The sequence below is a fragment of the Rhizobium sp. CC-YZS058 genome (assembly GCF_034720595.1).
Lineage (GTDB): Bacteria > Pseudomonadota > Alphaproteobacteria > Rhizobiales > Rhizobiaceae > Ferranicluibacter.
Window position 1 is genome coordinate 3,174,093 of record NZ_JAYESJ010000001.1, and the last position, 18,732, is coordinate 3,192,824.

The 18,732-nt window shown below is 65.2% G+C and carries 24 protein-coding genes; 11 read left to right on the forward strand and 13 right to left on the reverse strand.

All coding sequences use genetic code 11. The features are described 5' to 3' along the window. Positions 1-47 precede the first annotated feature (47 nt). From cheD to U8330_RS15235, 10 genes are all read right to left on the reverse strand, one after another. Positions 48-602: a chemoreceptor glutamine deamidase CheD gene (gene cheD, locus U8330_RS15190; protein ID WP_323106095.1), complete on the reverse strand. Its 555-nt coding sequence runs from the start codon at positions 600-602 to the stop codon at positions 48-50. Next, the gene (locus U8330_RS15195) at positions 599-988 is read right to left on the reverse strand and encodes a response regulator (protein ID WP_323107311.1); all 390 of its coding nucleotides are present in this window, start codon (positions 986-988) and stop codon (positions 599-601) included. The genes cheD and U8330_RS15195 overlap by 4 nt, the downstream gene beginning before the upstream one ends. Continuing rightward, positions 988-2,061 carry a chemotaxis response regulator protein-glutamate methylesterase gene (locus U8330_RS15200; protein ID WP_323106096.1) on the reverse strand — a complete coding sequence of 358 codons (1,074 nt, stop codon included), beginning with the start codon at positions 2,059-2,061 and terminating at the stop codon, positions 988-990. The genes U8330_RS15195 and U8330_RS15200 overlap by 1 nt, the downstream gene beginning before the upstream one ends. Next, positions 2,058-2,966: a protein-glutamate O-methyltransferase CheR gene (gene cheR, locus U8330_RS15205; RefSeq protein WP_416236863.1), complete on the reverse strand. Its 909-nt coding sequence runs from the start codon at positions 2,964-2,966 to the stop codon at positions 2,058-2,060. Before cheR ends, U8330_RS15200 begins: the two co-directional genes overlap by 4 nt. Further along, positions 2,963-3,427 carry a chemotaxis protein CheW gene (locus U8330_RS15210; RefSeq protein WP_323106097.1) on the reverse strand — a complete coding sequence of 155 codons (465 nt, stop codon included), beginning with the start codon at positions 3,425-3,427 and terminating at the stop codon, positions 2,963-2,965. Before U8330_RS15210 ends, cheR begins: the two co-directional genes overlap by 4 nt. 4 nt (positions 3,428-3,431) lie before the next feature. After that, positions 3,432-5,750 carry a chemotaxis protein CheA gene (locus U8330_RS15215; RefSeq protein WP_323106098.1) on the reverse strand — a complete coding sequence of 773 codons (2,319 nt, stop codon included), beginning with the start codon at positions 5,748-5,750 and terminating at the stop codon, positions 3,432-3,434. 79 nt (positions 5,751-5,829) lie between these two features. After that, entirely contained in the window at positions 5,830-6,195 is a 366-nt protein-coding gene (gene cheY1 / locus U8330_RS15220) for a chemotaxis response regulator CheY1 (protein WP_264220499.1), read from the reverse strand. A 1-nt stretch (position 6,196) separates the two neighbouring features. Next, the gene (locus U8330_RS15225; RefSeq protein WP_323106099.1) at positions 6,197-6,490 is read right to left on the reverse strand and encodes an STAS domain-containing protein; all 294 of its coding nucleotides are present in this window, start codon (positions 6,488-6,490) and stop codon (positions 6,197-6,199) included. 4 nt (positions 6,491-6,494) lie between these two features. Then, the gene (locus U8330_RS15230; protein ID WP_323106100.1) at positions 6,495-6,692 is read right to left on the reverse strand and encodes a hypothetical protein; all 198 of its coding nucleotides are present in this window, start codon (positions 6,690-6,692) and stop codon (positions 6,495-6,497) included. Beyond that, positions 6,689-8,308, reverse strand: a complete 1,620-nt coding sequence (locus U8330_RS15235; protein ID WP_323106101.1) for a globin-coupled sensor protein — start codon at positions 8,306-8,308, stop codon at positions 6,689-6,691. The genes U8330_RS15230 and U8330_RS15235 overlap by 4 nt, the downstream gene beginning before the upstream one ends. A gap of 736 nt (positions 8,309-9,044) precedes the next feature. Between U8330_RS15235 and U8330_RS15240 the strand changes: the two genes are divergently transcribed. From U8330_RS15240 to U8330_RS15255, 4 genes are all read left to right on the forward strand, one after another. Next, complete coding sequence (locus tag U8330_RS15240; protein ID WP_323106102.1) at positions 9,045-9,299, forward strand: GlsB/YeaQ/YmgE family stress response membrane protein; 255 nt, start codon at positions 9,045-9,047, stop codon at positions 9,297-9,299. Positions 9,300-9,322: 23 nt separating this feature from the next. Further along, the gene (locus U8330_RS15245) at positions 9,323-9,502 is read left to right on the forward strand and encodes a hypothetical protein (protein WP_323106103.1); all 180 of its coding nucleotides are present in this window, start codon (positions 9,323-9,325) and stop codon (positions 9,500-9,502) included. A gap of 75 nt (positions 9,503-9,577) precedes the next feature. Continuing rightward, a complete protein-coding gene (locus U8330_RS15250; RefSeq protein ID WP_323106104.1) occupies positions 9,578-10,036 on the forward strand; it encodes a YbaK/EbsC family protein in 459 nt (152 codons plus the stop codon). 83 nt (positions 10,037-10,119) lie between these two features. Next, entirely contained in the window at positions 10,120-10,512 is a 393-nt protein-coding gene (locus U8330_RS15255) for a DUF930 domain-containing protein (RefSeq protein WP_323106105.1), read from the forward strand. Positions 10,513-10,541: 29 nt separating this feature from the next. On the opposite strand, the gene U8330_RS15260 is transcribed toward U8330_RS15255, so the two are convergent. Then, positions 10,542-10,676: a hypothetical protein gene (locus U8330_RS15260; RefSeq protein ID WP_323106106.1), complete on the reverse strand. Its 135-nt coding sequence runs from the start codon at positions 10,674-10,676 to the stop codon at positions 10,542-10,544. Between the two features lie 156 nt (positions 10,677-10,832). Here U8330_RS15260 and U8330_RS15265 point away from each other — a divergent pair, with 156 nt between their 5' ends. The 4 genes from U8330_RS15265 to U8330_RS15280 all read left to right on the forward strand — a co-directional run bounded on the left by U8330_RS15265 (position 10,833) and on the right by U8330_RS15280 (position 13,695). Beyond that, positions 10,833-11,372: a sigma-70 family RNA polymerase sigma factor gene (locus U8330_RS15265; RefSeq protein WP_323106107.1), complete on the forward strand. Its 540-nt coding sequence runs from the start codon at positions 10,833-10,835 to the stop codon at positions 11,370-11,372. Then, a complete protein-coding gene (locus U8330_RS15270) occupies positions 11,359-12,147 on the forward strand; it encodes an anti-sigma factor (RefSeq protein ID WP_323106108.1) in 789 nt (262 codons plus the stop codon). The genes U8330_RS15265 and U8330_RS15270 overlap by 14 nt, the downstream gene beginning before the upstream one ends. A 41-nt stretch (positions 12,148-12,188) precedes the next feature. After that, on the forward strand, positions 12,189-12,905 hold the full coding sequence (locus U8330_RS15275; RefSeq protein ID WP_323106109.1) for a Bax inhibitor-1/YccA family protein: 717 nt from the start codon (positions 12,189-12,191) through the stop codon (positions 12,903-12,905). A gap of 202 nt (positions 12,906-13,107) precedes the next feature. Further along, complete coding sequence (locus U8330_RS15280; RefSeq protein WP_323106110.1) at positions 13,108-13,695, forward strand: DUF2076 domain-containing protein; 588 nt, start codon at positions 13,108-13,110, stop codon at positions 13,693-13,695. A gap of 178 nt (positions 13,696-13,873) precedes the next feature. Here U8330_RS15280 and U8330_RS15285 read toward each other — a convergent pair whose 3' ends face one another. Together U8330_RS15285 and U8330_RS15290 are read right to left on the reverse strand one after the other, a co-directional pair. Next, positions 13,874-14,872 (reverse strand): SDR family oxidoreductase, encoded by a 999-nt coding sequence (locus U8330_RS15285; RefSeq protein WP_416236864.1) that lies wholly within the window; start codon positions 14,870-14,872, stop codon positions 13,874-13,876. A 136-nt stretch (positions 14,873-15,008) separates the two neighbouring features. Next, on the reverse strand, positions 15,009-15,188 hold the full coding sequence (locus U8330_RS15290) for a DUF3606 domain-containing protein (RefSeq protein WP_323106111.1): 180 nt from the start codon (positions 15,186-15,188) through the stop codon (positions 15,009-15,011). A gap of 188 nt (positions 15,189-15,376) precedes the next feature. Between U8330_RS15290 and U8330_RS15295 the strand changes: the two genes are divergently transcribed. From U8330_RS15295 to U8330_RS15305, 3 genes are all read left to right on the forward strand, one after another. After that, on the forward strand, positions 15,377-16,144 hold the full coding sequence (locus U8330_RS15295) for a glucose 1-dehydrogenase (RefSeq protein WP_323106112.1): 768 nt from the start codon (positions 15,377-15,379) through the stop codon (positions 16,142-16,144). Positions 16,145-16,411: 267 nt separating this feature from the next. Beyond that, on the forward strand, positions 16,412-17,548 hold the full coding sequence (locus U8330_RS15300; RefSeq protein ID WP_323106113.1) for an ABC transporter ATP-binding protein: 1,137 nt from the start codon (positions 16,412-16,414) through the stop codon (positions 17,546-17,548). Between the two features lie 34 nt (positions 17,549-17,582). Further along, a complete protein-coding gene (locus tag U8330_RS15305; RefSeq protein WP_323106114.1) occupies positions 17,583-18,698 on the forward strand; it encodes a PotD/PotF family extracellular solute-binding protein in 1,116 nt (371 codons plus the stop codon). Positions 18,699-18,732 lie beyond the last annotated feature (34 nt).

An 18,732-nucleotide genomic window follows, 5' to 3' on the forward strand; every position in this document is an offset into this window, starting at 1 on the left:
TCCGACTGAGATGGCTCGGTTCGATCGCTCCCCGCGACCGACCGCCCTTAGAAGAACTCGATCGAATGATCGACCGGTTTCGGCGCGGGCGCCGGACGGCTTTCCTGGGCCACGGCCTTCTGGGCCTCGACGCCGGTCAGCGCATATTGACGGGCCCGGCCGCTCAGCGGCCAGTATTCGAGCTTGCGCCCGTGATCGCCCCCGGTGCTTTCCCCGACGATCGCGATGCCTTCGTCCTGGAGGAAGCGTCGGGCGAAGAGCGCGTTCTGCTCGCCCACATTGGAAAAGCGCGCGATGGTTTTCGCGCCACCGAAGATCTTGGCCTCAAGCCGGTCGCGCCGGGCGCCCTTCTTGAGAAGACCGTTGATCAGAAGCTCCATCAGATGGACGCCATAGCGCGTCGCGTCGCCGCCCGAGGCCAGCGCATCGGCGCTTCCGGGCAGGAGGAAATGGTTCATCCCCCCCACCCCTGCGACCGGATCGCGCATGCAGGCTGCCACGCAGGAGCCGAGGATGGTCGACAGGACCACGTCCGGGTCCGTCACGACCTTGAACTCGCCCTGGATGACATGCAAACGTCTGGCCGCAGCGTCAGCGATCATTTCAACGCCCCAAACACGGCCTCGATCGCCGCCTTCATCTTTTCAATCGTGAACGGCTTGGCCAGCACGTTGTTGGCGCCCAGCGCCGCCGCCTTGGTCACCAGCGCCCGGTCGCCCTGGGCGGTGAGCATGATGAAGGCGGCCTTCTTCGTGTTGGGATTGGTGCGCACGGCCTGCAGCAGGCCGAGCCCGTCCATCTTCGGCATGTTGAAGTCCGAAATGACCAGGTGATGCGGCTGCTGCGCCATGATCTTCATGCCCTGCTCGCCATCCGCGGCGACGGTGATCTGCTTGAAGCCAAGGCTTTGCAGAGCTTCACCGAGCAGAAGACGGCTGGTTACCTGATCATCGACGATCAGGACTTTGATTTTCTCGGCGATCGACATCATTCAGTTCCTTCTCTTCGGGCGGCAGCGCTTTTCAACACTTCTTCCCCGATTGCGGTGAGGGGCAATTGCGTTTCTACAGCGCCGATCTCGTGGGCGACCCGCGGCATGCCGTAGACCACACATGTCTTTTCATTTTGTCCGAACGTGCGGGCACCGGCCTTGCGCATCTTGAGCAGGCCGGAGGCACCGTCGCGTCCCATGCCCGTCAGGATCACGCCGATGGCATTGCGCCCGGCAAGCTCCGCAACGGAATCGAACAGAACATCGACCGAGGGCCGGTGACCATTCACCGGCTCACGATCCACCAGCCGACAGACCGGTGCATGCGGATTGACGACCTGGAGATGGCGGTCGCCGCCCGGGGCCAGATAGATCCGGCCGATTTCTAGCCGGGCCCCATCTGTCGCTTCCTCCACCGTCGGCGCGCAGAGGCGGTTCAGCCGCTCGGCGAAGCTCTTGGTGAAGTTCAGCGGCATATGCTGGGTGATCACCGTCGGCGGGCAATTGGCAGGAAACTTCTGCAGGACGGTGATCAGGGCCTCGACGCCACCGGTCGAGGAACCGATGGCGATGATCTTGCGCCCGGCGCGATAATCGACGCTGGGGCTTGCGTGAGCATTGGTATTGGCGTGTCCGAGCGCAGCGGCGTTCTTGTTGCCGCTGAGGATGTATTTGCGCTGCGAGCGGGCAGCAGCCTTCACCTTCTCCGCCAGATCGGCGAAGGGGTGCAACTCGCCCGGCGCCGGCTTGCCGACACAGTCGAAGGCGCCGATTTCCAGCGCCGCCACCGAGGCCTCGGCGCCCTTGTGGGTCAGCGTTGAGACCATGATGACCGGCATGGGCCGCAGCCGCATGATCTTTTCCAGAAAATCGAGGCCGTTCATGTTCGGCATCTCGATGTCGAGCGTGACGACGTCGGGATCGAGATCCTTGATCGCCTGACGCGCCTGCAGCGCATCGGCGGCCTGGCCGACGACGCTGACTGCAGGATCCGCATTGAGCACGGCGGTGATCAGGCCACGCATGGTCGCCGAATCGTCCACCACGAGAACACGTGCCGGTGCGTTCATGCCCTGCCTCCCATGTGTTTGCCCGTGTAGCGATAGGTTGTGATGCCGGTGTTGTCGAAAACCGCCTTGGCGTCGCCCGACACCCGTTCGGAATGGCCGATATAGAGGTGGCCCCCCGTATCGAGCATCGAGGCGAAGCGCGACCAGATCTTCATCTGAGTCGGCTCGTCGAAATAGATCACCACGTTGCGGCAGAAGATCACGTCGAACGGACCCTTGAAGGGCCATTGCGCCATCAGGTTCAGCTCGTTGAAGGTGATGAGCTTCTTCAGCCGATCATCGACCTGCCACTTCTCGCGTCCGTTCATCGAGACCTGCGAGAAATACTGCTTGCGCATGGCCGGCGAGACCGTTTCCAGTGCGTTGAAGTCATAAGCCCCGGCCCGGGCGATCGCCAGGATCTTCGGGTCGATGTCGGTCGCCAGGATGCGGATGTCGTAGTCGGCGGCATTGGGCAGCACCGACAGGAGCGTCAGCGCGATCGAATAGGGCTCCTGGCCGTCCGAACAGGCGGCCGACCAGATGCGCACGCGTCCGCCGGCCTTTGCCCGGCTGATCAGACCCGGCAGCACGGTATCGCGCAGATGGTCGAAATGATGGTTCTCCCGGAAGAAACGGGTGAAGTTGGTGGTCAGGTGCGACAGCATGTCCCGCCGTTCGGCGGCACCTGCGGGGGAAGCGACCAGCGTGCAATACTCCCGGAAGCCGCTCAGCCCCAGGTTGCGGATATGCTTGGACAGCCGCGAATAGACGAGCGAGGCCTTGCTCTCGTTGAGGAAGATCCCGGCATCCGCATAGATCATCGCCGCAATCTCCGTGAGGTCGCGCCGGGTCAGCGGATATTCTCCGCTCGCCAGACATTCGTCAGGCGACAGTTTCGTGTCGATGGCGGCCATTCTGTTCATGCGGCTTCGCTTTCGGTGTCGGGGAAGACGGCATCCAATTCGATGAGGCAGATCATGCGTTTGTCGATCGCGAGCACACCGCGCGCGAAGGTTCGTTCAAAGTCCGAACTCATGTCCGGGGTTGGCTGGATATTGTCGTTCGTAACCGTCAAAATATCGGAAACGGCTTCGACCAGCAGTCCAACAACCTTGCTGCGCACCTGCGCGACGATGATGACATGCCGCACCGTAGGCTCCGACGGGCGCATTCCGAAGCGCACCGCAAGATCCACGATGGGCAGCACCGCGCCCCGCAGATTGATGACACCGAGCATGTAATACGGCGAATGCGGCATGGGTGTTGCCGGCGTCCAGCCGCGGATTTCCCGCACGGACATGATGTCCACGCAAAATTCCTGGTCACCGATCCGAAACGCGATCAGCTCCCGAGCATCGTTGATCATCGTCTTCGCAAACGTCATACGCTTAACCCGCTGCTGCCAAACCCATTTCCATGCGCAGTGGCTGGCCGCGCGAGGCGGCGACCACCGCATCCACATCCAAGATCAGTGCCACGCGGCCGTCGCCGAGAATGGTGGCGGCGGCAATGCCCGGCACATGCGTGTAGTTGGCTTCCAGGCTCTTGATCACGACCTGCCGCTGGCCCTGGATCGCATCGACCATGAGCGCGCGCTGGCCGCCGCCTTCGGATTCCACCAGGAGCGCGACGCCTTCAACCGGATTGGCCTGCGTGGCGCGGAAGTTGAGGATCCGGCCGACATCGACGAGCGGGCAGAAGGAGTTGCGGATCGAGATGAGCCGCTGCGTGGCCCCGAAGGAATGGATCGAGGCCTGGTCGGGCTGCAGCGTCTCGACGATCGCCGTCAGCGGCACGACCAGCGTCTGGTTGGCCACCGTCACCACCATGCCGTCGAGGACGGCGAGCGTCAGCGGCAGGCTCATGGTGAAGACCGAGCCATGGCCGGGGCGCGAGGAGATGTTGATCCGGCCGCCGAGCGCCTGGATCGAGCGCTTGACCACGTCCATGCCGACCCCGCGGCCGGAGAGGTCCGAAACCTTCTCGGCGGTCGAGAAGCCGGCGTGGAAGATCAGGTTGTCGATCTCCTCGTCGGACAGATTGGCATCGGCCGCGATCAGGTCGTTGTCGATCGCCTTCTGGCGGACGCGCTCGCGGTTGATGCCGGCGCCATCGTCGGCCAGTTCGATGATGATGCGGCCGGAGCGATGCTTTGCGGTCAGCCGCACCGTGCCTTCCGGATTCTTGCCGAGCGCGAGGCGCTTCTCCGGCATTTCCAGACCATGGTCGACGGCGTTGCGGATCATGTGGGTCAACGGCTCGGCCAGCTTGTCGATGACCGTCTTGTCCACTTCGGTGTTTTCGCCCTCGGTGACGAGGCGGACCGACTTGCCGGTGATATCGGCGATTTCGCGCACCGTGCGGGCCATGCGCTGGAACACCGGCTTCACCGGCTGGGCGCGGATGGCCATCACCGAGTCCTGGATCTCGCGGGTGAGCTGCTGCAGCTCTTCGAGACCCATATTGATCGAGGACGTACCGTTGGTGTCGTTTTCGATCACGCTCTGGGAGAGCATGGCCTGGTTGATGACGAGCTCGCCGACGAGGTTGATCAGGCGGTCGACGCGATCGAGATCGACGCGGATCGTCTGGCCGGCAGCGGCGGCCTGCTGGGCGGAGGCTGCCGAACCGGCTGCGGAATTGGCCGTGCTTGCTGCCGAAGACCGGGCGGCATCCGCCGTCTTGGCAGCCGCGCTTGCCATCTGCAGGACGTTGCTGGCCGCATCGGCGGTGGCGACCGCCGCTTCGCGCTCTCCGGCCGCGATCTGCTCTTCTTCCTCGACGACGCCAAGCGCCGGCTCGTGCTCGTGCTCATCGAAGAGGGCCGAGAGATCGAAGGGAACCGGCTGCATCGGCAGGTCTTCGCCAGGTGCGGCGTCGGCGCCCTCGGCGGTTTCCACCACTTCGAGGTCGCAATCCCATTCGGCGAATTCGAAGACGGCACGGATCGCATCCTCGCCCTTGTCGGTGCGCAGCGAGATCTTCCAGGAGAAATAGGCATTCTCCGGGTTCAGCTGGTCGAGGCTGGGCAGGCTGTCGGTGTCGCAATGGATGCTCATCTCGCCGAGGCGCGCGAGGTCGCGCAGAAGCAGTGTCGCCTCATTGCCCTTGCGATAGAGATCATCCTTCGGTTTGAAGGTGATTTCGTAGAGCGGCAGGGTCGACGCAGCCGCCTCTCCCTCGAAATCGTCGAAGGAAAAGGCGACGGGCGCGAAGCCTTCGTCGTTGGTTGCGGGCGCGGCAGGCGCCGGCGCGGCGGCCTTCGCAGCGGGCGCCTTTGCGGCAGGCGCCTTGGCGGGCGCTTCGGCGGCAGGCGCCAGCGGCGTGCCATGCGCTAGGGCTTCCAGCTCGCGGATCAGCTGTCGGGAGCGCGCCTCGTCGACACTGCCGCCGTCGCGGGCGCAGTTGGTCAGGTCGGCCAGGACGTCGGCCGACTTCAGCATGACCTTCAGCACCTCCTGCGTCGGTTCCAGCTTGCCGGAGCGAACGCAGTCGAGCGTCGTTTCAAATACATGCGCAAAGGAGACAAGGTCGTCGAGGCCGAAGGCTCCGGCGCCACCCTTGATCGAGTGGACGGCACGGAACACGGCGTTGACGGTTTCGGGGTCCCGGTCGCCATCGTTCAGCCGCAAGAGACCGGATTCCAGTTCGGCGAGTTGTTCCTCGCATTCCTGGAAGAAAATCTCTTTGATTTCGTTCATGTCCATGGGCGTGCGTCCTGACGGGTTGTGCTTTGACGACTGCGTGGCGAGGATGCGGGCGGGGGCTCCGCTCGCATCGTCTTCGTCAGGCCGTGACGCGCTCGATGGCGTCGATCAGCTTCGTCGGATCGAAGGGCTTGACGATCCAGCCGGTAGCGCCGGCCTGGCGGGCGCGGTTCTTCTTTTCCGCGTCGCTTTCCGTCGTCAGCACCAGGATCGGAATGGCCCGATACTTCTCGTTGCGGCGGACCCCTTCGATGAAGCCGAAGCCATCGAGACGCGGCATGTTGATGTCGGTGACGATCACATCCGGATTGGCATCTTCGAGGACTTCCAGCCCCTCGATGCCATCTTCCGCCTGGATGGTCTCGAACCCGGCATTGTTGAGCGTGACCAGAAGCATGTTCCGGATCGTGCGCGAATCGTCGACGGTGAGAACCTTCTTTTTCATTTCAATTCTCCTTGGCCATCAGACGGTCGACATCGACGCCGATGAGCTGTGTGGTTTTCGTGAACGCGTCCGACATCTTCGAAAAGCTGAAGGACAGTTTTTCCTCTTCCCAGGTCTTCGCCCCGGCCATCAGGACCTGGACGCAAAGTGCACCGACCCGCTCCACCGCCGAGGCATCCACCTCGACGGGGTTGCCGCGCAGTTCCATCAGTTTCGCATGCAGCGCGCTTGCCTCGTTGAGATCGAGGACGGGCGCGAGCGCCAGCGTTTTCGGTGCGGCTTTGCGTGCAGGCATTGCATCATTTCCCTTGGCTGAGCAGGCGGTTGCTGGATAGGCAGAACGTGAACGGCGCCGCGCTGCGGCCCGTCACCTGCGTGGGGCCGGCGGCCGGCGGCGCACCGAAGATGAGATCGCGCACCTGCGCCCGGCGCGCGGGCCCGACACGCGGCGGCGCCTGGCGCAGTCCGAACAGGGAAAGATCATGACTCTGGCTCATGCTCGTCCTCCAAGGGCTCTCAAGGGTGTGGAGAGAAAGGCATCGTCGCCTGCAGTCTCCAGGTCCGGACGGGCCGGAAGGGACCGGGACGCCGCAGCGCGCGCCGGGCGCGCCGCGCCGCGTGGCGAAACGGGTTCACGGCGCAGGGTGAAGCGATGGGTGCTGCCTGCGAGTTCGACGAGAACGGAGGCGAGCGCCGCCCCCTCGCCGGCCGTCCGGGCCGCATCTTCATGGACCGCGCGCATGTCGCGGCTCGCCGTTTCGATCTCGCCGCGCAACTGACCGAGATCGGCGATCTCCTCGCTGGCCTTGCGGGCGATGCCGGAGACCGCCAGGTTGATGGCGCGCACTTCCTCGACGATGCGGCTGATGGCGTTCTGGGTGCGTCCGACGCGCTCGACGCCGGCTTCCACCTGCGCCTTGGTCGAGGACACGAGCTGCTTGATCTCGCGCGCCGCATCTCCGGAGCGCTGGGCGAGCGCCCGCACCTCCTGCGCGACGACGGCAAAGCCGCGGCCGCTTTCGCCGGCCCGCGCCGCCTCGATCCCGGCATTGAGCGCCAGAAGATTGGTCTGGAAGGCAATTTCGTCGATCACGCCGATGATCTGGCCGATCTTCTCGGCCGAGGCTTCGATATCGGCCATGGCGGAGATGGCCAGCCCGGCGATCTCGCCGCTCTGCTCGACCGAGCCCTGTGCGGCCACGACACTCTTTTCTGCGGCCTGGCTTTCCTCGGCGCTGTCTACCAGCTTGCCGGATAGTTCGGCGATGCCGGCCCCTGCCCGTTCGAGGGCGTGGCTCCCGCTCTCGGCAGCACGCGCGATGCCGGCCGCGTCGTCGCCAAGACCGGCCGCGCGGTCCTTTGCGCCAGCAAGACCCGTCTCGATCTGCAGGAAGCTCGCCTCGATCGCATCGAGGCCGGCATTGAGGTCGGTGGCGGTTTCGGCCAGCGCGGCCGGGGCGGTTTCGGCAAGGCGGACGGTCAGGTCTTCGGCGACCAGCGCCTCGGCCACGGCGGCAACGGCGGCGGTCAGATCCGCTTCCGTCGAGGCGCGCATGTCGGCGACCTGGCGCTGCGAGGCGACGCGCAGTTCGTTGAAGCGCAGCGACACGCCGATTTCCGTATCGACGAAGACCGTGCGGATGAGCGCGGAGAGCAGCGTCGTCAGTTCGGCACGCTTGCCCTTGCCGCTCATCAGGCTCTTCGGCCAGAAGTTTTCCACGGCGGCGAGCACGAGGTGCTCGAGCACGACCGCCTGGCCCGCCAGCTGCCAGCGCGGATCGAGCGCCATCCGGCTTTCCGCATCGGAGCGCACCTTGACCCGCTCGGCATAGAGGCTGTCGAAGCGCGCGTCGGTCAGCACGCTCCAGTGGGCGGAGTAGAGATCATGCAGCCGGTCGAACTGCCGGTCGCTGGTAAACTGGCGCGCTGCATCGGAGGAGGATTGCAGGCGCTGAAACAGATCGCGCAAGCCGGTTTCGACCTGGGCCTGCAGCATGGGGCGATGACGACGCAAGGTCTCGGTCTCGACCGTGTCGAGGCCGGCAAATCTCAGGCGCTCGACCAGGCTGCCCGCCTGCGCCCTCCGAGATTGTTCTGCCGCTTCCTGCTCCACGCTCTGTCCTCATCGCTCGCTCCCGGGGACACGTGCTGGCAGCATCCGGCCGGATCATCCGTCCGGCTCCTTCTGGCGCCGGCTTGTTCGTGAACGCATCGACCGATCCGGCTGCCCCCTGCGAAGACGCAGACGGGCAGGCGGCAAGCTCCAGCCGGGGACGGCGAAGACGACGGATCGATGCGGTGGGACATGCCGGACTGCAAACCGGCGCGTCGGATCGGCATCATGCCTTGGCGAAGGCCGGTTCGGCCCCATTCCGACGTGTGAGACAATTCTTATGGTTAATTCCTTGCTTGAAGGTTAACGGCGGGTGCGCGAGATCGCTCAAATCCCCAGAAACCGGGGGCTGAGGCGGCTCGGACACGCTGAGTTTTCACTCCCTAATCCTAGTAATTGTCACGAGGTCGGGCAGGTTCTAAGGGTGGTATAGAACGCAGGGAGGTCAGGCCGGAGCAAGCTTGCTCAGGTTCGATGATCCACATCATGACGATGACGCGGGGGAACGGACAATGATTGTTCTCGCATACAGTGCAACCTTGATCGCGCTTCTGACTCTGGGCGCGCTCTCCGTGCTGATCAACATCGACGACGACCGCAAGGTCGTGGCGCCGCGCGTTTTCTGAAACGACGCGCCATGCCTCATACCCGGCGCTCGAAAAAGCGTCGCGGCCCACTGCCCTCCATGATTGCCTGCCCTAACTGAGGTTCCGATCCATCAGGAAAGGACCCGTCCATGGGCATTGAATCGCTGCTTATCTTTCTTCTCATCGGTGCCATCGCCGGCTGGCTGGCCGGGCTGATCGTCTCGGGCTTCGGCTTCGGGCTGCTCGGCAATATCATCATCGGCATTCTCGGCGCGGTGATTGCCGGCTATCTTTTCCCCGCACTGGGCTTCAGCCTCGGCGGCGGCATCCTTGCGGCCATCGTGCATGCGACGATCGGCGCGATCCTCCTCTTGCTTCTGATCCGCGTGATCAAGCGGGCCTGATGCCGGCGGACAAGGAGACAGGCATGTTGAACGAGACCCTGGAAGCGGCATTGAAGGCTTTCATCGCCGATCACCCGGACATCGAGACCCGCGAGCAGGCGATTGCCGCCGTGCTGGAGAACTGGTTCTCCAGCCATGGCTACCTGCCGCACAGCCAGGAAGGCCTCCGCCCGGAAGAGCTTGACGCGTCGAACGACGATTGAGAAGAGGAAGGGCCGGCCCCCGGCGGCCGGCTCCTCCGGCCTTGACGGGCCGAACGCGCCGATGAGAGCCCTTCCATGAGCCTAGCCTCCGTCCAAGCCTTTTTCGCCGAACACGCCCCCGACATCACCGTCATCGAGCTGTCGCAAAGCACGGCCACGGTGGCCGAAGCGGCAGACGGGCACGGGGTTGCGGCGGCCCAGATCGCCAAGACCCTGGCGCTGCGCGTCGGGCCGGAGGTGATCCTGATTGCGACCCGCGGCGACGCCCGGCTCGACAATCGCAAATTCAAGGATCGCTTCAAGGCGAAGGCCAAGATGCTGGACCTTGGTGAAGTGGAAGCCGAGACCGGGCATCCGGTCGGCGGCGTGTGCCTGTTCGGCCTGCCACGTCCCCTGCCGGTTTTTTGCGATGTCTCGCTGAAGGCCTTCGACATCGTCGTTCCCGCCGCCGGCGCCATCAATGCAGCGGTAAAGATCGCACCGGAGCAGATGGCGGCGCTGACGGGCGCCGACTGGATCGACGTCTGCGCCTGAGCGCCTCCTTTCTCGCCGCTGCCATCCTCTGGTCCCATTATCGGCATTGAAGGGGCCGCTTTCAGGCACTCAGGAGGCAGCTCATGATTCGACGCGGCGCCGCGACCACTCTTTTCCTCGCCCTCGCCGGTGGCAAGGCCTTCGCAATAGACCAGGCCATGGTCCGTCAATTCGAGAAGCTCGATCCGCAGACGCGGTTGGAACAGCGATGCGATACGGAAGCCATGGAGCGGATCACCCAGGGCAAGAACAGCTTCAAGGCGGACAAGGTCATCGCCTACGCCTTCTCCGATCCGACGATCGACAAGACGCGGATCGAGGCGCCGGGCGCGGTGTTTCGCAGCAAGGGCGAATGGTACCGCCTGGCGTTCCGCTGCCGTACGGAAACCGACCGGATCGGCATCGTCTCCTTCAGCTATCAGATCGGCGCGCGCGTGCCGAAGGACCAGTGGCGGGCCCACTATCTCTATCCGTAAACCGAAGAGCGCCCTCGCCGGCCTTCGCCTCAGACGATCATCACGAGAGCGAGGATCGAGACCAGCGTGAAGGCTGCGAAGAGATTGAGCAGCATTCTCATCAGATGCACTGCCATTGCCCTGCCTCCTCGTGGCGTGGGTCCAACCACGGACAGCCGCCTCATCACTCGTCCATCAGCATAGGCTGATAGAGTTAACCGAAGCTTGCTCCTCCAGCCTCCGTTGGCCGAATTTGGCACATCGCGCAAACCCGGCGTGCCGTGGTCAAATTTTTTCTCTATCCTCGGGAATAAGATCAGGCCCGGCTGCGTATATGGGGCATGGACGACAGGAAGAGCCCCTTTGACGTCATTGGCCAGATCGGCGCGCTGCGACGCTATGCGCGATCGCTGACGCGCGATCCCTCCGACGCGGAAGACCTGGTGCAGGATGCGCTGATGCGCGCCTACGAGAAGCGGCCGACCTTCAGGACCGGCGGCAACCTCAAGGCCTGGCTGCTCTCCGTGTTGCACAACACGCATGTGGACGGCCTGCGCCGCCGCCGGTCTTTGGCGCGCCGCGCCGAGGATGCCGCCTACCTGCAGGACGAGGGCCGCGACGGCGGCCAGCACGACAGCGTGCGGCTGGCCCAGCTGCGCACCGCCTTCGCCGCCCTGCCGGAGGAGCAGCGGGCAGCGCTGCATCTCGTCGCCATCGACGAGCTCAGCTACCAGGAAGCGGCAAGGGTTCTCAACATTCCGGTCGGCACGCTGATGTCGCGCATTGCGCGCGCCCGCGCCCGGCTGCGCGAATTCGAGGATGGCGTCGCCCCGGTGACGCATTTGAAGATCGTTGGAGGCACCGACAATGACCGCGAATGATCCGCTCGGCGAACCGATCGTCCAGTCCGACCTTGACGCCTATGTCGATGGCCAGCTCAGCGCCGCCCGCCGCACTGCCGTCGAGGCCTATCTCGCCAGCCGGCCGGATGCGGCAGCGCGGGTGATGGCGGATCTCAGCCTGCGCGGTCAGCTGCGCCAGGCGCTGGGGCCGGCTGTGGACGGCGGCGAGGCACGCGAGACCCGCGAGGCCGCCCGGCGGCTGGAGCGCGCGCTGCGCACCGCGCATTTCGGGCAACGTTTGCAGAAGATTGCCGCCGTGGGCCTGCTGGTGGCCGGCGGATGGGCGGCGGGCAGCGCGCTCGGCCCCTTCCGCGCCACCGAAGTGGTCGCCTCCGAACCGCCGCCGGCCCATGTCGAGGAAGCGGTGCGGGCGCACGAGACCGCCGTGCTGCGCGAAGCCATGCAGTCTCAGCCGGAAGGCGGCACCTATGATCCGGAAGAGATCCGCGCCGCGACCGCGATCGTGCTGCCGGAGCTGCCGCGCGACTGGACGGTGGTGGACGCCCAGATCTTTCCCTCGCGCTTCGGCCCGAGCGTCGAGCTCGCCATCGCCACGCCCAGCGAAGGCCCGCTGTCGCTCTTCGCCGTGCGGCCCGGCGCCTTTGCGGTGAAAACCGTCGCCACCTTCACCATCGGCAGCACGCAGGCCGCATCCTGGCAGATCGGCGACGTCGCCTATGCACTCGTTGCGGCCCGCGATGGAAAAGCTGTGCTTTCGGAAGAGGCCGAACGCCTGTCCCGCACGCTGTACTGACCGACCAAGTTCAACACCTCTCAACCAAGGAGACTGAAACCATGAGCTTCACCGACCCGCGCCAAGGCTATGCCAGCCTGCGTCAGGGCGCCTATCTCGATGAGGCGCTCCGCCAGCACATGCTGCGCGTCTACAATTATATGGGCCTCGGCCTCGTTCTGACCGGCATCGTCGCCTTCGTCGTCGGCACGACGCCCGCCCTCTACGTGCCGATCTTCCAGAGCCCGCTCAAATGGGTGGTGATGCTGGCGCCGCTCGCCTTCGTCATGTTCATGTCGTTCCGCCTGCAGAGCATGTCGGCCGGCGCGGCCCAGGGCATGTTCTGGGCCTTCTGCGCGGTGATGGGCCTGTCGCTCGCTTCCGTGTTCCTGGTCTTTACCGGAACCTCGATCGCGCGCACCTTCTTCATCGCCGCCACCATGTTCGGCGCCACCAGCCTATATGGCTATGTGACGAAGGCCGACCTGTCGAAGATGGGGTCCTTCCTGATGATGGGCCTGATCGGCGTCGTCATCGCCTCGATCGTCAACATCTTCCTCGGCTCCTCCGCCCTGCAGTTCGCGATCTCGGTCATCGGCATCGTCGTGTTCGTCGGCCTCACCGCCTATGACACGCAGAACATCAAGGAGCAATTTGCCGAGAACATGGACCAGGAGAGCCAGCAGAAGCTCGCCGTCTTCGGGGCACTCTCGCTCTACCTGAACTTCGTCAACATCTTCCAGCTGTTGCTGCAGCTGACCGGCCAGCGCGAAGAATAAGCGCCAGCTTGCGCGGGGCACGCCCCGCGCTCTCCGGCCTCAGCCGGCGGCGAGTACCGCCGCCGGCCACCGGACCCCTGATGGAAACCCAAATTCGTTGACCCTTCCCGCGCGTGCTTTCGCCCGCGAGGGCCCCCTGTTGTCCGGCGATCCGCCGTGAGCGGCTCTGGACAGCGCTGACCAACCCGAAAGGACGACACCCATGGACGTGAACGACCGCCAGGCAATCGACGGGCTCTTTACGCGGATTGCCGATGTCGAACGGCAGAGCCCCCAGATCGACCGGGAGGCCGACGCCTTCATCCGCGACCGCATGGCCCGCCAGCCGGCCGCCCCCTATCTGATGGCCCAGACGATCGTGGTGCAGGACCAGGCGCTCGCCCAGGCCGAAGAGCGCATCCGCGAGCTCGAGCACCAGGTCCGCAACGCGCCACGCGCATCCGGCGGTGGCGGCCTGTTCTCCAGCCTGTTCGGCGGCAGCAGCCAGCCCTCCGCCCCGCCGCGCAACCCGATGCCCGCGGCACCCGCCAACAGCCCCTGGGGCGGTCAGTCCGCCACCCCGCACGGCGCCTATCCCGGCGCGCATCCGGCAGGCCGCGGTCCGGGCGGCGGCGGCTTTCTTGCCGGCGCGGCACAGACGGCCATGGGCGTTGCCGGCGGCATGCTGATCGGCAGCGCGATCGGCGGCATGTTTGCCGGCGATGCCGAAGCGGCCGAGACCCCGGCAGCCGAGGACGCCAGTGACGCCGGAGATGCCGGCGGCGACGAGGGCGGCGATTTCGAGTTCTGAGCAGGTCCAGCCGGGGCGCAGAACTTCGTCCGTGATCGGTGATCGGTGATCAGTGATCAGCGAGCGTGCCCTTGGCCTCAGCCGCGGCGATGAGGGCGGCGCATTGACATAAGAAGAGCCGGCGCGGGATCCCCGCGCCGGCTCTTCCTTTATCTTCACCGGGCTGCTGCGCCGTGCCTTACGGCTGGCCGCCGCCGCCGGCTGCGCCGTAGACCTGGCCGGTCGCGTAGCTGGCGCTGCTGTCGGCGAGCTGGACATAGATGGAGGCAAGTTCCGCCGGCTGGCCGGGGCGACCGAGCGGCGTATCGCCGCCGAACTGCATCAGCTTCTCCATGGTGGCGCCGCCCGAAACCTGCAGCGGCGTCCAGATCGGCCCCGGCGCCACGCCATTGACGCGGATGCCCTTGGGTCCGAGCTGCTTGGCCATCGACTTGGTGAAGTTCATGCCGGCCGCTTTCGTCATGGCATAATCCACCAGGTTCTCCGAGGGATCATAGGCCTGTTCGGAAGTGGTCTGGATAATGGCCGAGCCCGGCTTCAGATGCTTGAGCGCCGCCTTGGTCAGCCAGAACATCGCATAGATATTGGTCTTCATCGTCGCGTCGAAGGCTTCGGACGTGATGTCGGTGAGGGCCTGGGCCTGCTGCTGGCGTCCGGCATTGTTGACGAGGATATCGAGACCGCCCAAGGCCGCAGCCGCGTCCTCCACCAGCTTCTGGCAGAAGGCCTCGTCGCGCAGGTCGCCCGGCAGCGCCACGCCCTTGCGGCCTTCCTTTTCGATCAGCGCGATCACCTCGCGCGCATCCGGCTCTTCGTCGGGCAGGTAGTTGATCGCCACATCCGCGCCTTCGCGGGCATAGGCGATGGCGGCGGCGCGCCCCATGCCAGAATCGCCGCCGGTGATCAGCGCCTTGCGGCCGATCAGCCGGCCGGAGCCCTTGTAGGAGGTCTCGCCATGATCGGGCTTCGGCACCATCTTGCCGGCCAGGCCCGGAAAGGGCTGTGACTGCCTTTCGAATGGCGGCTTGGGATATTTGGTCGTCGGGTCTTCCAGCATGGAAGCCTCCTTCTCGGTGGTGGTTTGGCCAAAGGCCGGCATAGCGGACGCGGCAAGCGTCGCCGTGGTGGCGGCAAGCACGCTGCGCCGCGTCAGGGAGAAATCGGGTGGGGAGGACATGGTTCTTCTCTACGATTGAGGTGCTGGCGGCCGGGAGCGCGATCAAGGGTCAGCAGGGCAAGCTCCCAGCAGCGCACGCGAAAGACTGGCAGGCGTTCGATGGAACGCCGGCCAGCCTTTCGCGCGGCGCAAAAGGTCAATGCTTGTTCTCGAGGGACTGCTCGACCGCCTTGCGGCTGTTGCCGACGGACTTCACCGCCTCGGCGACCTTGTCCTTCGACACGCCTTCCTTTTCCGCCTCGTAGCGAAGTTCATGATCCTGTCCGGCTGCGACCCGGGCCCGGTCCTGGTTGCGCCCGCGCGTGGTGGTCGACATGGTGCATCTCCTTTGTTCAACCTGCCGAACAAACACGATGCGAGTCCCGAAGTTCCGGCAGCGGTGCAGGAAGAGCGGTTTTGACGGCTGAAAGCCGGGGATGCACCGGAGAGCGCATGGACTTTTCCGGCCCGGCTTGCTGTCATGGATCCCCGCCTCGGTCCGAAAATCCTTACCTGGAGAACCCTATGACCCGCCCGATCTTCGACCTGTCCGGCCGCCGCGCGCTCGTGACCGGGGCAAGCCGCGGGATCGGCCAGACGATTGCGCGGGCCTTGGCCGAAGCCGGCGCCGATGTGGCCGTCACCGCCCGCAGCACCGCGACGCTGGACGAGACCCGGTCCCTCATCGAGGCAAGCGGGAGACGCGCGGTGGCGCTGGCCCAGGATGTGCGCGATGTGGAGGCCTGCGCAAGGGTTACGGCCGAGGCTGCGGCGGCGCTTGATGGGCTCGATATCCTGGTCAACAATGCCGGCTTCGAACAGGTCAGCCCCTCGCTCGATGTCGACGAGGCGCTCTGGGACCAGATCCTCTCCACCAATCTGAAGGGCGCCTTCTTCTGCGCCCAGGCGGCAGGGCGGATCATGGCGCCGGCCGGACAGGGGTCGATCATCAATCTCTGCTCGCTCACCTCCTATGTGGGTATTCCGACAGCGGTTCCTTACGGCGCGTCCAAGTCCGGCCTGCTGGGTGTCACCCGGGCGCTGGCTGCGGAATGGGCGCCGAAGGGCATCCGCGTCAATGCGATCGCTCCCGGCTATTTCCGCACGGCGATGACCGAAGTCTTCTACGAAAACCAGGCCTGGCAAGAGACCATGCTGGCGAAGATCCCGCAGGGGCGCTTCGGCCAGGACAGCGACATCGGCGGCGTCGCCGTGTTCCTCGCAAGCGACGCCGCCGCCTATGTCAACGGTCACTGCATCCCGGTGGACGGCGGATTCCTTGCGTCGATCTGAGCGTCGGCGCACGACAGGCTGTGAACAGACAGCGGCGGACGCTTGTGTTTTGGCCTCAGACGGAAAGAAATAGCTGACAAAAGCAGCAGCCAACCAATGACTGCACAAAAACTGCGCATGCTGTGCTGCAGCGCAAAATATGTTCAGTTTCGTTGACGCATCTTGTACAGGCCTGTATAGACAAGTCACGACAGAAGCGGCGCTGCGACGACGGCGACGCGTAAGGACAAGGCCCCGATCGGGCCAAGGGCAGTGAGGGGAAACGCCATGGGCGTTGCTGGCGCCGGGTTCCGGCAGGCCGTATCCGCAGCCGAGGCCATTGCCGTTTCGGTCAAGCATGTCGGCATGCGGTTCGGCCCGGTGGATGCGGTCAAGGATGCATCGTTCGATTTGCCGCGCGGCCGCTTCCTCACCATTCTCGGCCCGTCCGGCTCCGGCAAGACGACGCTGCTGCGCATGATCGCGGGCTTCGACCGGCCGACCAGCGGCGAGATCTTCATCAATGGCGCCCCGGTCAGCGCCGTGCCGCCGCATGCCCGCGCCATCGGCATGGTGTTCCAGAAGCTGGCGCTCTTCCCGCACATGACCGCCGCCGAAAACGTGGCCTTTCCCTTGAAGATGCGCCGGCATGATGCGCGCACCATCCCCGCCAAGGTCGAGCGCTATCTCGATCTCGTCCGGCTCGGCGGCTATGGCGAGCGGCGGATCAACGCGCTGTCCGGCGGCCAGCAGCAGCGCGTCGCCATTGCCCGTGCGCTGGTGTTCGAGCCGGACCTGCTGCTGCTCGACGAGCCGCTCGCCGCACTCGACCGCAAGCTGCGCGAGGAGATGCAGCTTGAATTCCGCCGCATCCAGAAGGAGCTCGGCGTCACCACCATCAACGTCACGCACGACCAGCGGGAAGCGCTCGTCGTGTCGGACGAGGTGATCGTCATGGACGGCGGACGCATCCAGCAGAAGGCCCGGCCGGTAGAGGCCTATCGCAGCCCGGCCAATGCCTTCGTGGCGAATTTCATTGGCGTCACCAATTTCCTTGAAGGCCGCGTGATCGCGGTCGACGGCCCGGCGGTGACGATCGAGGCGGCCGGCGTGCAGATCGCGGGCATTGCGGCGGAAGCGGGCCTTGCGGTGGGCGCCGCCTGCGCTGGGGCGATCCGGGCCGAGCAGATCCGCATCGCGCCGCTCGAAGCGCGGCTCGACGGGCTGTCCACCCTGGTCGAGGCGCATGTCGAGGACTGCATCTTCGAGGGCGAGCGCATGGTCTATGAGCTGCGCGTGCCAATGCTCGGCGGCGCCCTGATGCGCGTTTTCGACCATGATGCCGAATCCCACCTTCAGTTCAGCGCGGGCGACGCGGTGCGCCTCGGCTGGAATGTTCGAGACATGCACGTCTTTCGAAAGTGACCCCGAGAAGGTCCAGCCAGAGGAGAATGCTTCAATGTCAGACGAGAAGATCCTGTCCGCGAGCCTGCGCCGCCGGACCCTGCTTGCTTCGATAGCGGCGGCCGGCGCATCCGCTGGCCTCTCCACGCTGGGCGTGCCCCGCGCCTTTGCGCAAGAGCCGGAAAAGCCGGCCGAAATCATCGTGCGCGCCTGGGGCGGCAGCTGGGTCGATGCGCTGAAGGCCGGCGTCTCCGACAGCTTCACCAAGGAAACCGGCATCGCGGTTCGCCACGACCTGACCGAAGACAACGAGATCCAGCCGAAGGTCTGGGCGGCCGTGGCGCAGAAGCGCGTGCCGCCGATCCACATCAACTGGGACACGACGACCAATGCCACGAAATCGGCGCTGCGCGGCGTGACCGAGGATCTCTCGGACCTGGCGAACCTGAAGAACGCCACCGACCTCGCCAAGCCGGTCGGCCTCGACGGTTATCCGATCGTCAACACCTACGGCTATGTCTATGTTCTGGCCTATCGCCCATCCGCCTTCCCCGATGGACCGCCGAAGAGCTGGAAGGACCTGCTGGACCCGAAGCTGAAGGGCCGCATCGCGCTTTATAATGACGGCATCGGCTTCCATTTCCCCGCCCAGGTCGCCGGCGGCGGCAAGCTGGAGGATATCCCCGGCAACATGCAGCCCGCCTGGGATTTCATCACCAAGATCAAGGCGCAGGACCCGCTGCTCGGCGAGGATCCGGATTTCACCACCTGGTTCCAGAAGGGCGAGATCGACGCCGCCTGCACCATCTCCACCAATGCGCGCGAAGCCAAGAAGAACGGCATCGAGATTGCCTGGGTGGTGCCGGAGGAAGGGGCGAAGTTCGATACCGATGGCCTGTGGATCCCGAAGGGCCTGCCGGAAAACGAGCTCTACTGGGCCAAGCAATATATCAACCACGCGCTGACCAAGGAGGCGCAGCAGATCTGGCTCGACGGCCTCGGCCTGCCGGGCGTTATCCCGGGCGTCAACCCGCCGGCCGATCTCGCAAACGATCCCTCCTACCCGACCAAGGACGAGGACTTCAAACACCTCATCCGCATCTCCTCCAAGGTGCAGGTCGAGAATGAGAGCCAGTGGTTCGCCAAGTTCAAGGAAATCATGCAGGGCTGAGCCCGGCAGCGCCTGCCGCCGGAGCAAGCCCGGC

What these genes read in the sequence shown, in the direction of transcription:
- cheD (WP_323106095.1), bottom strand. Translation starts at nt 602, where the DNA reads ATGATCGCTGACGCTGCGGCCAGACGTTTGCATGTCATCCAGGGCGAG.
- U8330_RS15195 (WP_323107311.1), bottom strand. Translation starts at nt 988, where the DNA reads ATGTCGATCGCCGAGAAAATCAAAGTCCTGATCGTCGATGATCAGGTA.
- U8330_RS15200 (WP_323106096.1), bottom strand. Translation starts at nt 2,061, where the DNA reads ATGAACGCACCGGCACGTGTTCTCGTGGTGGACGATTCGGCGACCATG.
- cheR (WP_416236863.1), bottom strand. Translation starts at nt 2,966, where the DNA reads ATGAACAGAATGGCCGCCATCGACACGAAACTGTCGCCTGACGAATGT.
- U8330_RS15210 (WP_323106097.1), bottom strand. Translation starts at nt 3,427, where the DNA reads ATGACGTTTGCGAAGACGATGATCAACGATGCTCGGGAGCTGATCGCG.
- U8330_RS15215 (WP_323106098.1), bottom strand. Translation starts at nt 5,750, where the DNA reads ATGGACATGAACGAAATCAAAGAGATTTTCTTCCAGGAATGCGAGGAA.
- cheY1 (WP_264220499.1), bottom strand. Translation starts at nt 6,195, where the DNA reads ATGAAAAAGAAGGTTCTCACCGTCGACGATTCGCGCACGATCCGGAAC.
- U8330_RS15225 (WP_323106099.1), bottom strand. Translation starts at nt 6,490, where the DNA reads ATGCCTGCACGCAAAGCCGCACCGAAAACGCTGGCGCTCGCGCCCGTC.
- U8330_RS15230 (WP_323106100.1), bottom strand. Translation starts at nt 6,692, where the DNA reads ATGAGCCAGAGTCATGATCTTTCCCTGTTCGGACTGCGCCAGGCGCCG.
- U8330_RS15240 (WP_323106102.1), top strand. Translation starts at nt 9,045, where the DNA reads ATGGGCATTGAATCGCTGCTTATCTTTCTTCTCATCGGTGCCATCGCC.
- U8330_RS15245 (WP_323106103.1), top strand. Translation starts at nt 9,323, where the DNA reads ATGTTGAACGAGACCCTGGAAGCGGCATTGAAGGCTTTCATCGCCGAT.
- U8330_RS15250 (WP_323106104.1), top strand. Translation starts at nt 9,578, where the DNA reads ATGAGCCTAGCCTCCGTCCAAGCCTTTTTCGCCGAACACGCCCCCGAC.
- U8330_RS15255 (WP_323106105.1), top strand. Translation starts at nt 10,120, where the DNA reads ATGATTCGACGCGGCGCCGCGACCACTCTTTTCCTCGCCCTCGCCGGT.
- U8330_RS15260 (WP_323106106.1), bottom strand. Translation starts at nt 10,676, where the DNA reads ATGAGGCGGCTGTCCGTGGTTGGACCCACGCCACGAGGAGGCAGGGCA.
- U8330_RS15265 (WP_323106107.1), top strand. Translation starts at nt 10,833, where the DNA reads ATGGACGACAGGAAGAGCCCCTTTGACGTCATTGGCCAGATCGGCGCG.
- U8330_RS15270 (WP_323106108.1), top strand. Translation starts at nt 11,359, where the DNA reads ATGACCGCGAATGATCCGCTCGGCGAACCGATCGTCCAGTCCGACCTT.
- U8330_RS15275 (WP_323106109.1), top strand. Translation starts at nt 12,189, where the DNA reads ATGAGCTTCACCGACCCGCGCCAAGGCTATGCCAGCCTGCGTCAGGGC.
- U8330_RS15280 (WP_323106110.1), top strand. Translation starts at nt 13,108, where the DNA reads ATGGACGTGAACGACCGCCAGGCAATCGACGGGCTCTTTACGCGGATT.
- U8330_RS15285 (WP_416236864.1), bottom strand. Translation starts at nt 14,872, where the DNA reads ATGTCCTCCCCACCCGATTTCTCCCTGACGCGGCGCAGCGTGCTTGCC.
- U8330_RS15290 (WP_323106111.1), bottom strand. Translation starts at nt 15,188, where the DNA reads ATGTCGACCACCACGCGCGGGCGCAACCAGGACCGGGCCCGGGTCGCA.
- U8330_RS15295 (WP_323106112.1), top strand. Translation starts at nt 15,377, where the DNA reads ATGACCCGCCCGATCTTCGACCTGTCCGGCCGCCGCGCGCTCGTGACC.
- U8330_RS15300 (WP_323106113.1), top strand. Translation starts at nt 16,412, where the DNA reads ATGGGCGTTGCTGGCGCCGGGTTCCGGCAGGCCGTATCCGCAGCCGAG.
- U8330_RS15305 (WP_323106114.1), top strand. Translation starts at nt 17,583, where the DNA reads ATGTCAGACGAGAAGATCCTGTCCGCGAGCCTGCGCCGCCGGACCCTG.